Consider the following 15,151-nt stretch of genomic DNA (forward strand, 5'->3'; position numbering starts at 1 on the left):
AATTCATAAAAAAAAAGAAGCTTACGCTTCTTAGTTAATTTTTAGAACTTTAACCTCATATGGTTCATCAACTTGAACTTCAACAACGTCGCCTTCTTTGGCTTCGTTCATTGCTTGTGCAAGTGGTGAAACGTTTGAAAGTTTACCATTTTCAGGATCTGCTTCAACAGAACCTACGATTGAAAATGTTTCTTCAATTTCCATTTCCATATCATAAATCGTAACAGTAGCACCCAGACCAACTGTCTTGTGTTTTTTTGCTTTGTCACCATCAATAATTTCAACTTTTGTTAAAGTTGCTTCAATTTCACGGATTCGAGCTTCAACACGTGCTTGACGATCACGAGCTGCATCGTAATCAGCATTTTCAGACAAGTCACCTTGTGCGCGTGCTGCTTTTAAATCTTCAATAACTTCTGGACGTTCAACTTCGATTAATTGGCGAAGCTCACGATTTAATTCATCTAAACCAGCCTGTGTTACAGGAATTCTTTCTGTCATGTTCATCACTCCTTGAATAAAAATTGTAACACACTCGTACCAATGATACTACTTATTTTAGTTGTAAGTAAATCAATCGCAACGGTGTTATGAGCCCCTTCGGGAATAATAATATCAGCATAGCGTTTTGAGGGTTCAACGAACTGTTCGTGCATAATACGAACCGTTGACATATATTGCTCAATAACGTGTTCCAGCGTACGTCCACGCTTATTTACATCACGTACAAGACGACGTATAAAACGAATATCTGCAGGTGCATCCACAAAAACTTTGATGTCGAGTAAATTACGTAAACGAGAATCATCTAACGTCATGAGACCTTCTAATACAATAACATCATTACATTGAATTTCTTCTGAATACTGGCTGCGTGTATGATTCATAAAATCATACACAGGTTTTTGAATTGATTCCCCTGACTTTAAAGACTCCATATCGGAAACTAATAAATCCATATCAAATGCAAATGGATGATCATAATTGGTAGCCAAACGTTCTTCCATAGGTAAGTGACTTTGGTCCTTGTAATAGTCATCCATTTTAATGATGACTACTTTTTGTGTCTCATCGAAGTGTTTTTTTAATTTCTTTGCAATACTAGATTTACCGGATGCACTTCCACCAGCAATCCCAATAACAATTGGACTCATTATAGCCTCCTAATACTTAATTGAGTATCTCTTTGACACGTTGGTCATGTTCTTCAAATGTTTTTGAATAATATATTTTTCCATAATCTGGATCGTTTTTGTCTGCTTTCACGTTTGCGACAAAGAATAAATAATCATGATGGGAATAATTAAGTACCGCTTCAATGGCAGACTCCGAAGGATTCAAAATAGGTCCCGGAGTAATCCCTTCATAACGGTATGTGTTATAAGGCGAATCAATTTGATTGTTCGTCATCGATTCACAATCATCCCAATCTTCAAACTCATAAAGTGCATAACAAATGGTCACACTTGATTCAAGCTTCATTCCTTGTTTTAAACGATTGATAAACACACCCGCAACATCCTGCATATTTTCATAACCTGGTGCTTCATACTCTACAATCGAGGCAAGACTCAAGAGTTGATAAGGTGTCATACCTGAAGCATCAATACGATTTTTATAGTTTTGATACTTATCATTACCATTTGAAATAAGACGTTCCGTAATTTCTTCTTCGGTATTGTTTACATTAAATTCATAGGTATCAGGATAAAGATACCCTTCTAACAACACCTTCGCGTCTTTATTTTTGAGTAAGTCTTGTGACAATACTTCATATTGAGACATTAATGATTCAATGTATTTTGGATCATTCCAAAGTTCTAAAAACCGTTCCGCTTTGGTATTAGTCTTCAGTGAAATTTTCTTTGCGATATCTTTTGCCCAGCTTCCTTCAATCAATGTGATGGTTACTGAACCTGTCTTATCATGCTCATAAGAAGGTTGCTCAAGATACTCAAGAATGCGTTCCACATCCCAACTTTTATCGAGGTTAAACTGCCCTTCATAAAGTTGATCATGATTTCTAATTTCGCTTTAATTTTGGTGAAAAAAGAGGATCGAACAATGCCTTCATCGGCTAATCGATCAATCACAGCAGACATTGTGTCACCTTCGTTCACATTAAAAAGAACAGTTTGACTGTCCTTTGAAATGCTTTGTGTGTTGATATTGAAAAGAAGCATAAATCCTATAACCGCCATCACACACACAAGCAAAAGGCCACCAAGAATTTTCTTAGTGTGAGTGGTCATGGCCACATCCACAACTGCACTCATGATCTTCAGACGCTTCGTGATCTTGACCGCAAGCACATCCGCCTTCTTCACTTGATTCATCGTGTTGGATAATAAATGCATTAAATACTTCTTCAATCATAGCCCATTCTTTTGGATCTGTAACAGCATTTAATGTTCCATCTTCAACATAACTTGAAACGAAAACTTCGCCTGTTGTATCTTCTGGACTTACATATAAAACATATTTTTTGTTGAATGTATCATCATCAAACGTAAATAAAATATCCATTTCTTGTTCAGTTCCGTCATCATTGATGACAATAAGTGTTTTTTCTTCCATTTTAATTTCCCTCCATAAAACGGCGTTTATCCAAATACGTTTGAAGTATATGAACGGCCGCAAGTTGATCGACAACTTTCTTTCTTTTTTTTCGTGATACATCTTGATCAATGAGTTGACGATTTGCCACCACACTTGTAAGTCGTTCATCGATGAGTACAACTTCACAATTAAACCAAGACTCCAATGTCATTTTAAAATCTTCAGAAATTTGGGCACGCTCCCCAACATCATTATTCATCATCTTAGGAAAACCCAATGCAATTACTTTAACGCGCTCTTTTTTGATTAAAGCTTCCAATGGTTCCTTTAACTCATCTACTGAGACTTTGTAATACAATGTCTCAACTGGATGAGCATACATTCCAAGCCCATCAGACAGCGCGACACCGCACGTTTTCGATCCAAGATCGAGACCAATTATTTTACCTATCATTTATTTTTCACTAAGATAAAAACGTACTAACTCTTCAATAATTTCGTAACGTTCAACTTCCTGAATCTTCACACGCGCGTTATTGTGCGAAGAGATATAAGCTGGATCATTTGAAATCAAATACCCAGAAATCTGACTCACGGATTGATAGCCGCGTTCCTCGAGTGCTGATTCTACTTCAGCAAGGATTTCTTTAATTCGATCACGACGAACTTCATCTGAATTAAAAGCCATTGTTTCTGTCACATTGTGTTTCGACATTTATATCACATCCTTTATTTCTATTTTATCGTATAAACCTTAAAAGATAAAGTTATTAAGCAATTTTGTTAGAAATCACTAATTTGGCATCATTTATTTTAGTGATATCTTTACCACCGGCTTGTGCAAAATTAGGTTTACCACCACCATTACCACCAGTTGTTACTGCTGCTTCTTTCGCTAAATCTCCCGCTTTAATACCAGCTTGAATTGCTTTTTCACTGCATCCCACAACAAAGTTTACTGAGGATGCTTTATGATTTGCAACAAAAACAATATCGACATGATCACGAATGCGTTGAACAAGTTCTTTGACAACATTCATCTCTTGATCTTCCATATCAATCCAAACAAAACTCAAGTCATTTCCTACCTGTTCAGCCATTTGAATATACTCTTGCGTTTTAGCCTTGAGAACATCCGCCATCATGAGTTTGTATTTGCCTTCTAACTGCTTGATTTCTGCTTCCATCTCTTCAATCTTAGTTTGAATTGATTTTTGTGGTGACAATTTAAGTCGTGTGCGAATTTGATCGACTTCCAATTCTGTTTCTTTATATGATTCATAAGCACCGAAACTTGTTTTTCCTAGAATACGGCGAACACCTGAACCAACACTTTCTTCTGATACTAGTTTAAAGACACCGATTTCACCTGTTCCAAGCGCATGGGTTCCACCACATAATTCCATAGAAGCATCTCCCATTGTCACGACGCGAACAACCGATCCATAATTTTCTGAAAATAATGCCATCGCCCCCATTGCTTTTGCTTCTTCAAGTGGTTTCTCAACAACCGTAATTGGTAACGACTCCGCAATCCATTGATTAATCATCAGTTCAACTTTTTCAAGTTGCTCATCCGTTAGCTTTTCAAAGTGTGAGAAATCGAAACGGAAATAGTTTTCATCAACATAAGAGCCTGCTTGCGACACATGATCGCCAACGACAGTCTTTAATGCAGAATGCAATAAGTGAACACATGAGTGATTTTTTCGAATTAAAATTCGACGTTTTGCGTCAATTTTCAAATCAAACACTTGACCCATTGTAATGGTTCCATATACTTCGACAAAATGAAGTGGCTGTCCACCATTCGCTTTCTTAACATCAAGAACATTTCCTTTAGCACTATCGGATTCAATGGTCCCTGTATCCGCAACTTGTCCACCACTTTCAGCATAGAAACATGTTTTATCAAAAACAACATGCCCCTTACCTGTAAAGGCGTCAACTTGCTTGCCATCCACAAATAAACCCACAACGCGACCCTGTGTTTCAAACGAATCATAAATAAACTCACTGTTTTCTTTGAAATTTAGAAGATCTTCTTGTTGCGAACCCATAGATTCAACTTTTTGACGACTGCTGCGTGCGCGTTCTTTTTGTTCTTCTAACGACGCTTTAAAACCTTCCAAATCAACAGAAACGTGATGTTCTTCTGCAATTTCTTGTGTTAATTCAATTGGGAAACCGTAGGTATCATAGAGTTTAAACGCAACTTCCCCTGTGATGATTGCCTCTTTGTTTGCTTCAATTGTATCAAGTAAGAGTTTCTCTCCGCCTGCCAATGTCTTCGCAAAACGCTCTTCCTCACTCAAAATCAATTTCACAATCATATCGCGATGTTCTGCTAGGTTTGGATATGCATCTCCCATAACTGCAATAACATCATCTACTAATGTATGAAGGAAGGTTCCTTCAATTTCTAACACTTTACCAAAACGTACAGCACGACGTAAAATGCGACGTAAAACATAACCACGTCCTTCATTAGAGAACACGGCACCATCTGCTAGTGTAAAGACTAATGAACGAATATGATCAGAAATAACACGGTATGCCATCACATTGTCGTGATATTTAAGCGGTGTCAACGCTTCAATTGCTTGGATGATTGGAATAAATAAATCTGTATCAAAGTTTGTATCACCATCTTGAACAATACTTACAAGACGTTCAAAACCCATTCCTGTATCAATGTTTTTCTGTGGAAGTTCTTTAAAGGTATGGATATCCCCACCTTCAACACCATCAAATTGTGAAAATACAATGTTCCAAACTTCAACATAACGGTCATTTTCAAGATCTTCAAAGAAAAGACGCTCTCCGATATGTTCGGGATCATATTTTTCACCGCGATCATAAAAAATTTCTGAGTTCGGACCACAAGGACCGTCACCAATTTGCCAGAAGTTATCATCCGTGCGTAAAATACGTGATGGATTCACGTTATATTTATTAACCCAAATATCAAAAGCTTCTTGGTCATCTGTATGCACACTAAAATACGCTTTACTTACATCCAAATCAAGCCATTCTGGAGAAAATAAAAACTCATATGCAAACCCAATGGCTTCTTCTTTAAAATAATCTCCGATTGAAAAATTTCCGAGCATTTCGAAAAATGTATGGTGACGCGCTGTCTTTCCTACATTATCGATATCATTGGTGCGCAATGACTTTTGAACGTTTGCGATACGTGGTTTCTTAGGTTTAACACGACCATCAAAATATTTTTTAAGTGCAGCAACCCCAGAATTAATCCATAAAAGGGTATCATCATCATCGATTGGAACAAGGGGTGCACCCGGTTCAATCATATGATCTTGTGCTTTAAAATAATCCAAAAACATAGTTCTTATTTCACTACTTGTAAGTTGCTTCATAACTTCCTCCTAAACATAAAAAAAACATTCCATCCAGGAACGTTTTCACGCGGTACCATCCTGATTTATACAAGTGTATACATCTCTCCTGTTTTTAACGCAAACAATACGGAGTTTCCTCATCTTCTAAAGGAGCATTGATTTCGTGTTCCTCAAGTTTTTCACCAACCAACTTGTCTCTAAAAGTTCCAACAAAACCAATATATCTTTAGTACGATTTTTCAAGATTATCTTATCACATCACACTTTATTTGACTAGTCTTGAACCAACATTTCTACCTTAACAACATCCGCCACATGTCCCACTACCACCAAAACATCGTTTTCTTCAAAAACAGCATCCGGTCCAGGGGATAATATCATCGTACCTTGGCGATTTAAAGCAATGATCGTCATTTTTGTAGTCTGATAAAATGCGGAACTCCCAATCGTTTGACCAATTAGTTTTGAACCCGCGTGTAAGGTAAATTCAAAACGTTTTAAGGGATCTGAGAATGAAAATCGACCAGACAAATCCACAATTTGACTGATTATCGTTCGAATTTCCTCATCAATCTCATGACGCTTATCCATCAATGCATTCAGACGATGCTTGAGTTGAGTGACATCAGAAACCGAAGAAAAAGAATCTAAATAAGCAATCGCAGCTTCTTTCGCACCGATAATCACACCATAATTATTGGCCACATGAACCACCTCAACCTCTTCAAGAAGACTCATCGCTCTTCGAATCGTTTCAGGTGATACACCGTATTCACTTGATAAAATAGATCGCCCCGAGATCCGTTCACCTTCAAGCAGATCATTGCGTGCAATTCGAGCTGCAATATCCAGGGCAATTTGTTGATATCGTGCTTGTTTTTTCTTCGTCATCATCTCTATCCTCGCATTCACTCTATATTCTAAATATTACCATAAATTATCGATGTTACGAAAGAAAACAATATTTCGCATACGATGACCCACAAAAAAGGCATCCCTGTATTCTTTAGGGATACCTGATAGAACTTCAAACAATCTAATCGTGTGGTATATGCACACGATTGTTTTGATTCAATTACCGTGTTCTTTTATACTTATTCGTTAAACATGGGTGTTGATAGATAACGTTCCCCGGGATCTGGAAGGACGACAACAATCGTTTTGCCTTCATTTTCAGGTCGTTGTGCTACTTTAAGTGCAGCAGCAACCGCAGCACCGGAAGAGACACCTACAAGTAAACCTTCTTTTTGGGCCAATTGACGACCCATAACAAATGCCTCTGAATCCGTAATTCGCAAAATCTCTTCATAGATATCTGTTTGAAGAATCGATGGTACAAACCCTGCACCCAAACCTTGAAGTTTATGTGGGCCGGGTTTCTCACCCGAGAGCACTGCTGAATTTTCGGGTTCAACCGTAATCACTTGAATATTTGGATTTTGTTCTTTTAGATACATACCCGTACCCGTAATGGTTCCGCCGGTACCAATACCTGCAATAAAGATATCTACTTTACCATCAGTATCCGCATAAATTTCAGGACCTGTAGTTGTGTAGTGAGCTTGTACGTTAGCTTGATTATCAAATTGTGATGGAATAAATGAATTTTCGTATTCCTTTGCAAGTTCCTCAGCCTTAGCAATAGCCCCTTTCATTCCAGCAGCACCATCCGTAAGAACAAGTTCTGCGCCATAAGCTTTTAATAAATTACGACGTTCGACACTCATCGTTTCAGGCATCGTTAATATCACCTTAAGACCCATGGATGCACCAATTGAAGCAAGTCCAATACCAGTATTCCCACTGGTTGGCTCAATAATAACGGTTTCATCATTAACGAAACCTTGTTTACGTGCCTCAGTTAACATTGCGAATGCAATACGATCTTTAACACTACCACCTGGATTAAAAAATTCTACCTTAGCAAGAATTGGGTTTTTAAGTCCAGCTTCTTTTGAAATGTTCGTCAACTCAACAAGAGGCGTGCGTCCAATTAATTCTGTTATATTTTTATATGTTTTCATATTATCACCTTTACCTATATGTTATATATGTATTATACAACTATTTGTATTCATGTCAATTCTAACACTCTTTCAGTTTCATTGACATTACCTAGTAAAAGACATAACATTATAGGTAATAAGGAGTGATGACATGAAATTATCTGCACGAACACGTTACGGTATTGCCGCGATGACATATATGCACATCAACGATCAAGAACTTACCACCCTGGTTAATATCGCTGAGCATTTAAATATTTCCAAAATTTATCTTGAACAAGTTTTTTCCAGTTTAAAGCAAGCGAATCTCGTTGACGCTGTAAAGGGTCCTGCGGGCGGTTATTATCTAAAGTCCAAGGAATGTAATATGTTTAACATTCTCAACGCCTTAGAACCATCGCTTTTTGAGAAAACCCCTGCTTCAACAGATGATAATATTATTAATGCTGCACTGTGTACGCATTTATATACCCCTATTGATGCAGCATTACGCGAAACATTAAAAGGTATTAAACTAAAAGAAATCGCCGAACTCATAAAAAATGAATCCGGCGACGGTAATATGTATTATATCTAATCTTCTAGGGAGTCGAGATCGACTTCCTTTTCTTTTGTAACACGAACCCGTGCAATGACCTTTTCATCAAGCTCCATGATTGAAAAGCGGTATCCATGATAAATTACATCTGATAAATCTTCACGCACATCTTCTTCTGTTGGAAGACGCCCGATTTGCCCCACTACAAAACCACTTACAGTATCATAATCTTCAACTGGAAGATTAATTTCTAAAACATCTTCCAAATCCTCAATATCACAGGCACCATCTACTAAATACTCATCAACATTAACGGGAACAATTTCTTGTTCTTCTTCCTCATCATATTCATCCATGATGTTACCCATAATTTCTTCAATGAGATCTTCCATCGTAACAATCCCAGCCGTACCACCATACTCATCGATAACGACCGCAAAGTGCATCTTACTGTTTTGTAATTCTCTGAAAAGCTCATCGGTACGTTTAGAATCGGGTACGTAATAAGGTTCACGAATAATTTTCTTAATTTCAAATACTTCATCCTCGCGATGATCTTTAACATAACGTAATAAGTCACGCAAATGAATTAAACCAATAATATTATCGATACTATCCTCATAAACTGGATAACGTGTATAGCGTTCTTCGTCCACAAGTTCCATAATCTCCGCAAAAGAGCTGGATACATCAATACCCACAACTTCTGTACGGTGCGTCATAATATCAGCAACATCCAGATTATCAAACTCAAAGATATTATTAATCATTTCTTTTTCTGTGACATCAATTTCACCCGCATCAACCATGATTCGAATTTCTTCCTCTGTCACTTCATCTTCAACTTTGTTTGGATCAATTCCAATAATTCTTAATACAAGATTGGTGGATACTGACAAAAATTTCACCAAGGGCTTCGTGAACACAGCCAGCCACGAAATAGGATAAACAACAAAAAAAGCAAATTTTTCTGGACTGGTCATCGCAATGCGCTTTGGCACAAGTTCTCCAAAAACAAGCATTAAATATGATGTCAACAGTGTAATCAAAATCATAGAAATTGGCTTCATAACCGAAGCAGCAATCCAACCATTTTGTACAACCCAATCAGTGAGTACTTGTGCAAATGCTTCTGAAGCAAAAGCCCCTGACAAAATACTTGCTAATGAAACACCAATTTGAATGGTTGATAAAAAACGGTTTGGAATTTCTTTAAGATCCAATACACGTCGTGCCTTTTTATTTCCTTCCTCAGCCATACTTTTTAGTTTGTTATTATTAATTGAAACAAACGCTAACTCACTTCCGGCAAAAAAAGCATTTAAAAGCACTAAAAATAATAGGGTTATAACTTGAACAAGCATTATTGAACTCCCCCTATAACTACACTGTAATTTTGATCCCTTTTAGGATAACTATCCTGGTCACTGTTTTCCACAAACAATCCTCCAAATTTTCTATAACAGTTATTCTACAAATTACAGCCTCAATTGTCAATACTAAGGCATTTTCACTTAAACGATATACTTTATTATATCATAATTTCAAAATGATACTACAAACGAAGGCAAAGAGGCAAGCGCCTCTTTGTCATCATTTAATCATCAAAAGTCTTTAAAGCTTCACTCATATTAACATTATTTGCGCGTCGTGCCATTAAGATGTTAATGACGATTGAGAGGGCAAAGGTCAGCACGATGGCCAACACAATACTCATTGGTAACAGCTCACGATTAAACATGATTGCATCCAATTCTGCTTGAACAACTACAAATTGATGGAGGAAATATCCGAAACCAACACCAAATATCAAACTCATTAATGTAAGAATAATGTTCTCGCGCAAGATATATGTCGCCAATTCTTTTGGATAAAAACCAAGCACCTTGAGTGTCGCCAGTTCTTTATATCGCTCACTAATATTCATGGTAATGAGGTTTAAAAGCACAATCACTTCTAAAGCAAATGCGGCACCCACAATTACATAGATGACAATATCAAAATTACCCATCATATCCTGATAGGATTCACGCATATCACCCAAGAAACTAACATTAAACACAGAATCTTGGCTCAGTAGTTTTTCCGCAACCTGATCGTGATCATCCGATGTATTAAAGAGATACATATTCTCAGGAAGTTTCTTTCCTGTCAAGACTTGATGCTGTGCCTCACTCATAAAGATGTAATGCGCAACATAGTTTTCAGAAATTCCACCGATTTCAAATTCATATTCTTGTTCGTTTACCCTGAACGTCATCACATCGCCAACATCCACATTTTTTAAGATGGCAAGTTTTTCGGTAATGACAATCGGGTCCTTTTCGACCGAAATCGGTGCTTTTGTATGACGATCTTTTAATTGAATAAAGTTCGGTAAGGCTTTAAAATCTTCCGCAACATAAAGCGTTACATCTAAATCATCTACTTTTGCTGCTTCGGTTGCAAGATGAATGGAATCGGTCACCGTAATATTTTCAGTTGAGATGTCACGATCATAGAGAACCATACCGTCGTATTGGATCACTTCATCAAATTGTTTATCTACAATCGAATAGATTGAATGTTTAATACCAAATCCCGTAATTAGGAGCCCACAACAACCGCCAATTCCGACAACGGTCATCGCAAAGCGCGTTTTATTTCTAAATAAATTACGCAGGCTCACTTTATAAAGAAAGCTAAGACGATCCCAAATCATCGGAATCCGTTCGAGAAGAATTCGTTGACCACTTTTGGGAAGGGGTGGACGTAATAGGTTTGCTGCTTTCTCACGGCTGACTGACATGGATTTAATCATTGCAACGCCAACACTTGATACAAAACTAATCAAGAGCGGAACTGCTGCATAACTCCAAACAAAACCACGCTCAAGTTCGGGTGTAAGATACATAATGCGATATGCATTATAGATAAGTGTTGGAATCATGTAGAAGCCCATGATAAGCCCTAAGATTGAACCCAAAATCCATGCAAGACCTGTAAAACCAACAAACTTCATTGCAGAAGCAAACCAAGAGTATCCAAGCGCTTTATAGACACCCATTTGCATGCGTGATTCATCAACCATTCGGGTTACAGTACTGAGCGTTACAAGAATTGCAACACCAAAGAAGATTAATGGAAAGACCTGACCAATCGCTTCAATACGGTCACTATCTTGGTAAAACTCACGATATCCAATTAGCACATCTTCCCGATCAAGCAGATAGAGTTTCCCATGATCTGCTTCTTCAAGCTCTTGTAATCCTTCATCAATTTCTTTTTGACCCGACTCAATTTGGTCATATGCTTCTGTTTTTTTAAGATTAAATGCTTGTTCTGCCTCGGTTAAACTTTTTAATCCTTGATTATATTCTTGAATTCCTTTTTGAATACGTTCTTGACCCGCTTTAAATTCTACCTTACCCTGTTCAAGACGCTCATATCCTGTTTTAATTTCTGTTTCGTTTTGATCAAGTTCCAGCTTCGTCGCGTTAAGCGTTGCTTCTGCTTTATCAAACGATGCAATCGCCGTCAACGCTTCTGTTTTTTGAGGTTCAGGCAGTGAGTCGACAATTTCTTTTAATGCATCAATTTCTGGACGTTTTGACTCTAAAGATTCTAACCCCGAAGTATATTGGGCCTTCCCTTCTTCAAGTTCTGTTTCATATCCTTTTAGAATATTCTCACGCTCACCCACCGTTTGCGCAAAACGACGCACGGCACTGTCAATCTTTGTTTGTAAATCACCAGGTCCAGGCTGCGATGATAATTCAAGAATGCCATTTTCAAGTTCTTCATGGGCATCTTGCAGTTGAAGCTTGGACTGCGTGAGGGCTTGAGCCCCTTTCGCAAATTCACGATCTGCTTCAAGACGTTTTTGATCTAATTCTTCTTGCGCACCTTGGAGTTTTTCAAACGCCGGTTTAGAAGCACGATCAAATCGTTGTGAGGATAGCGATGCTTCATGGTCTTTAATCCGTTGCTTTTGATCTTCGACATCCGCGCCCTCTGCAAATACAAATCGCGCACTGGTGAACACGTCAATCTCTTTATCCAGATCAAATCCATACATAAATCCTAAAACATTACCCGAGCCTACTTTACTCTGTCCACGTTCTAAATTCATATACAGACTTGATTCCGCAAACCCAACTATTTTTAGATTTGCAGGTCTAAAGACATCATTTTTCTTTAACTTTATTGTGTCCCCCAACGAAAATCCACGGTGCTCTTGGAGCACTTTATCCACGACCACTTCGTTTTTGTGACTCGGCATCCTCCCGTCAACAAGTGTAATGTCTTTTTCTGTCTGATCGTTTAGGTCAATAACTTTCATAACCCCATCAACATCACGCAGATTCATAAAAGCATCGCCATCATAGACCCCGACGGCATCACCATCGACAATGTCACTCAGTTGATCCAACATGGCTTGATCGATACCAAGACTGTGACGGTATTCTAAATCCATCACTTCGCTTTCTTTCATATAACGATTACCGGTTGCACGCATATCGTATCCAGTTACACGAATCCCAACAAAAAAACCAACCCCCAACGCGGTGATTATAAGGATCGCAACAAACTGAAACCATTTCGCCTTAATTTCGCGTAGGATATCTTTTACCATGAGATGTCATCCACTGACTTTACATCATCATTAACCCAATTACGTTCGACTCTACCGTTTTTAATCTCGATAACGCGATCAGCAATTTGTGTAATGGTTTGATTATGCGTAATAATCACCACGGTCATATTATAAATATCGGAACAATCACGTAAAACACGCAGCACCTGTTGCCCTGTTTCTGTATCAAGTGCACCGGTTGGTTCATCACAAAGAAGTAACTTCGGATTCTTTGCAATCGCTCGTGCAATCGCCACCCGTTGTTGTTCACCACCGGACATTTGTGCTGGGAAATTTCCCATCCGTTTATCAAGACCAACTTGTTCTAAAATCATCTGGGGATTTTTTGCATCGTTACAAATTTGGGTTGCCAGTTCAACATTCTCTAACGCTGTAAGGTTTGGAATTAAATTATACGACTGAAAAACAAAACCCACATCGTCACGACGGTACGCCGTCATTTCGCGATCACTCATTCCAGTGATTTCTTTTTCATCAATTGTAACTGTACCGGAAGTGGGCGAATCCATCCCTCCAATAATATTCATCACCGTTGTCTTTCCTGCACCAGATGGTCCTACAATGACAATAAACTCACCTTTATTAATCGAAAAATCAACCCCTGCACAGGCTGATATTTCAACATTTCCAACTTTATATATTTTTGTAATATCTTTAACTTCAATATAACTCATACTGCATTAACCTCCTTGATGCAATTCAACAGTGATTTTTGTGTATTGGGAAGTGTTCCTTCGATGACACGATCCAAACACAGATTGAGATACTGATTTATCCTTTTTCCTTCAATGCCCAACTTTTTTAAATCTGATGCCGAGATATCAAGATCTCGTATGGATGTGGGGCGTTTTTGACTGATAACTTCATCAATAATATGATTGATATGCGTGCAACGCTGTAATTGATACTGCGCACCCAATCCTTTTGCCAAGTTATCTGCGCGCTTCACAATCATCAAATCTCGAACCCAATCGATACCATGAACCCGAATAAGTTGCTGGATTTGTGCCGACTCGGGTTGAATTTTTAAATCGTGTTCGAGAATCAATCGCTCTAAATATGTGACTTTCTTTTTTGAATATTGAAACCCTTCAAAGAAAGGACGTGCGATGACACCGCTTGCTTGCGCATGACCGGGATAATGAGCAATTCCAGAATCGTCTACAGTTTGCACAAAGACCTTTCCTAAATCATGAAACAATCCAACCAACTTTAAATCCATTCGATTGGGAATTCCTTGTACGGTACGAATCGTGTGCTCGTAAAGGGTGTATTCATGAAATGGATTCTGTTGATCAAACGCGAGTGTATCCTTTAACGGTGGAAATACCGTCATTAAAAACTCGGGACAAAGCAAACTCGTCTCTACAAAATAGGGCCCATTTAGATATCGCGTAAGGTCTGGATAAAGTTGCACAAGCTTCAATCGGTGAAGCGACTCCAACTGATTCTGAGCTGCATGCAACGTTTTCGCCTCGATGTCAAAACCAAGCTCAGATTTAAATCGATACAAACGTGCAAGACGCAATACATCTTCTCCGAAACGAACCTTTGGGTCGCCAATGACCCTTAACTTACGATTGTGTAAATCGTCAACACCCTGATGGTAATCAACCAAACCATGCCGTGGATGATAATAAAGCGCATTGACCGTAAAATCACGACGCAATGAATCATCATAGAGATGATTGATAAACTCGACGCGTGATGGACGTCTGCCATCTTCATAATCACCCTCAAGTCGCATAGTAGAAATTTCAAAATGCTCTTCATCCACCCTAAACTTAATACCATAATCGTGACCAATCGGTTCAATTGAATAATTTTTATAAATTTTTAGAAGTTGTTCGGGTAAAGCGTTAGTACATAAGTCAATATCAAATGATCGATGGCCCATAAGCGCATCACGAACAACCCCACCAACCACAAAAGCTTCAAAACCTCGGTCAGTAAGTTCCATCATTACAGATTCGATTTGTTGAGATAACGTAATCATTTGCATCAACTCCATATAAATTATAACACCCTTCGCACGAAGGTGAGCATT

The 15,151-nt window shown here is 38.2% G+C and carries 15 protein-coding genes; 1 reads left to right on the forward strand and 14 read right to left on the reverse strand.

The window, feature by feature from the left end:
• Positions 1-30 precede the first annotated feature (30 nt).
• From greA to cysK, 10 genes are all read right to left on the reverse strand, one after another.
• A complete protein-coding gene (greA, locus tag EEI45_RS07405; RefSeq protein WP_003773073.1) occupies positions 31-501 on the reverse strand; it encodes a transcription elongation factor GreA in 471 nt (156 codons plus the stop codon).
• A gap of 5 nt (positions 502-506) precedes the next feature.
• Positions 507-1,154 (reverse strand): uridine kinase, encoded by a 648-nt coding sequence (udk, locus tag EEI45_RS07410; RefSeq protein ID WP_125164740.1) that lies wholly within the window; start codon positions 1,152-1,154, stop codon positions 507-509.
• Between the two features lie 16 nt (positions 1,155-1,170).
• The gene (mltG, locus tag EEI45_RS07415; RefSeq protein ID WP_228410316.1) at positions 1,171-1,971 is read right to left on the reverse strand and encodes an endolytic transglycosylase MltG; all 801 of its coding nucleotides are present in this window, start codon (positions 1,969-1,971) and stop codon (positions 1,171-1,173) included.
• The gene (locus EEI45_RS09600; RefSeq protein WP_228410317.1) at positions 1,908-2,276 is read right to left on the reverse strand and encodes an MltG/YceG/YrrL family protein; all 369 of its coding nucleotides are present in this window, start codon (positions 2,274-2,276) and stop codon (positions 1,908-1,910) included. The genes mltG and EEI45_RS09600 overlap by 64 nt, the downstream gene beginning before the upstream one ends.
• Entirely contained in the window at positions 2,236-2,577 is a 342-nt protein-coding gene (locus tag EEI45_RS07420; RefSeq protein ID WP_125164741.1) for a DUF1292 domain-containing protein, read from the reverse strand. The genes EEI45_RS09600 and EEI45_RS07420 overlap by 41 nt, the downstream gene beginning before the upstream one ends.
• A 1-nt stretch (position 2,578) precedes the next feature.
• Entirely contained in the window at positions 2,579-3,013 is a 435-nt protein-coding gene (gene ruvX / locus EEI45_RS07425; RefSeq protein ID WP_125164742.1) for a Holliday junction resolvase RuvX, read from the reverse strand.
• Positions 3,014-3,274, reverse strand: coding sequence for an IreB family regulatory phosphoprotein (locus EEI45_RS07430; protein WP_125164743.1), 261 nt, complete (start codon positions 3,272-3,274; stop codon positions 3,014-3,016).
• Between the two features lie 55 nt (positions 3,275-3,329).
• Positions 3,330-5,942, reverse strand: a complete 2,613-nt coding sequence (gene alaS, locus EEI45_RS07435; protein WP_125164744.1) for an alanine--tRNA ligase — start codon at positions 5,940-5,942, stop codon at positions 3,330-3,332.
• Positions 5,943-6,197: 255 nt separating this feature from the next.
• Complete coding sequence (locus EEI45_RS07440; protein ID WP_125164745.1) at positions 6,198-6,818, reverse strand: TrkA C-terminal domain-containing protein; 621 nt, start codon at positions 6,816-6,818, stop codon at positions 6,198-6,200.
• 200 nt (positions 6,819-7,018) lie between these two features.
• The gene (cysK, locus tag EEI45_RS07445; RefSeq protein WP_125164746.1) at positions 7,019-7,948 is read right to left on the reverse strand and encodes a cysteine synthase A; all 930 of its coding nucleotides are present in this window, start codon (positions 7,946-7,948) and stop codon (positions 7,019-7,021) included.
• Between the two features lie 133 nt (positions 7,949-8,081).
• Between cysK and EEI45_RS07450 the strand changes: the two genes are divergently transcribed.
• A complete protein-coding gene (locus tag EEI45_RS07450; protein ID WP_123171725.1) occupies positions 8,082-8,507 on the forward strand; it encodes an RrF2 family transcriptional regulator in 426 nt (141 codons plus the stop codon).
• Here EEI45_RS07450 and EEI45_RS07455 read toward each other — a convergent pair.
• The 4 genes from EEI45_RS07455 to EEI45_RS07470 form a co-directional block, all read right to left on the reverse strand.
• A complete protein-coding gene (locus EEI45_RS07455) occupies positions 8,504-9,832 on the reverse strand; it encodes a hemolysin family protein (protein WP_125164747.1) in 1,329 nt (442 codons plus the stop codon). The two genes, EEI45_RS07450 and EEI45_RS07455, sit on opposite strands and share 4 nt — an antisense overlap.
• A 233-nt stretch (positions 9,833-10,065) precedes the next feature.
• Positions 10,066-13,083, reverse strand: a complete 3,018-nt coding sequence (locus EEI45_RS07460; RefSeq protein WP_125164748.1) for an ABC transporter permease — start codon at positions 13,081-13,083, stop codon at positions 10,066-10,068.
• Positions 13,077-13,778, reverse strand: a complete 702-nt coding sequence (locus EEI45_RS07465) for an ABC transporter ATP-binding protein (RefSeq protein WP_125164749.1) — start codon at positions 13,776-13,778, stop codon at positions 13,077-13,079. Before EEI45_RS07465 ends, EEI45_RS07460 begins: the two co-directional genes overlap by 7 nt.
• The gene (locus EEI45_RS07470) at positions 13,775-15,100 is read right to left on the reverse strand and encodes a CCA tRNA nucleotidyltransferase (RefSeq protein ID WP_125164750.1); all 1,326 of its coding nucleotides are present in this window, start codon (positions 15,098-15,100) and stop codon (positions 13,775-13,777) included. Before EEI45_RS07470 ends, EEI45_RS07465 begins: the two co-directional genes overlap by 4 nt.
• Positions 15,101-15,151 lie beyond the last annotated feature (51 nt).

This window comes from Erysipelothrix piscisicarius (assembly GCF_003931795.1).
Lineage (GTDB): Bacteria > Bacillota_I > Bacilli_A > Erysipelotrichales > Erysipelotrichaceae > Erysipelothrix > Erysipelothrix piscisicarius.

Excerpts from the sequence above, each read along its gene's own strand:
- greA (WP_003773073.1), bottom strand. The coding sequence starts at position 501 with ATGACAGAAAGAATTCCTGTAACACAGGCTGGTTTAGATGAATTAAAT.
- udk (WP_125164740.1), bottom strand. The coding sequence starts at position 1,154 with ATGAGTCCAATTGTTATTGGGATTGCTGGTGGAAGTGCATCCGGTAAA.
- EEI45_RS09600 (WP_228410317.1), bottom strand. The coding sequence starts at position 2,276 with ATGAGTGCAGTTGTGGATGTGGCCATGACCACTCACACTAAGAAAATT.
- EEI45_RS07420 (WP_125164741.1), bottom strand. The coding sequence starts at position 2,577 with ATGGAAGAAAAAACACTTATTGTCATCAATGATGACGGAACTGAACAA.
- ruvX (WP_125164742.1), bottom strand. The coding sequence starts at position 3,013 with ATGATAGGTAAAATAATTGGTCTCGATCTTGGATCGAAAACGTGCGGT.
- EEI45_RS07430 (WP_125164743.1), bottom strand. The coding sequence starts at position 3,274 with ATGTCGAAACACAATGTGACAGAAACAATGGCTTTTAATTCAGATGAA.
- alaS (WP_125164744.1), bottom strand. The coding sequence starts at position 5,942 with ATGAAGCAACTTACAAGTAGTGAAATAAGAACTATGTTTTTGGATTAT.
- EEI45_RS07440 (WP_125164745.1), bottom strand. The coding sequence starts at position 6,818 with ATGATGACGAAGAAAAAACAAGCACGATATCAACAAATTGCCCTGGAT.
- cysK (WP_125164746.1), bottom strand. The coding sequence starts at position 7,948 with ATGAAAACATATAAAAATATAACAGAATTAATTGGACGCACGCCTCTT.
- EEI45_RS07450 (WP_123171725.1), top strand. The coding sequence starts at position 8,082 with ATGAAATTATCTGCACGAACACGTTACGGTATTGCCGCGATGACATAT.
- EEI45_RS07455 (WP_125164747.1), bottom strand. The coding sequence starts at position 9,832 with ATGCTTGTTCAAGTTATAACCCTATTATTTTTAGTGCTTTTAAATGCT.
- EEI45_RS07460 (WP_125164748.1), bottom strand. The coding sequence starts at position 13,083 with ATGGTAAAAGATATCCTACGCGAAATTAAGGCGAAATGGTTTCAGTTT.
- EEI45_RS07465 (WP_125164749.1), bottom strand. The coding sequence starts at position 13,778 with ATGAGTTATATTGAAGTTAAAGATATTACAAAAATATATAAAGTTGGA.
- EEI45_RS07470 (WP_125164750.1), bottom strand. The coding sequence starts at position 15,100 with ATGATTACGTTATCTCAACAAATCGAATCTGTAATGATGGAACTTACT.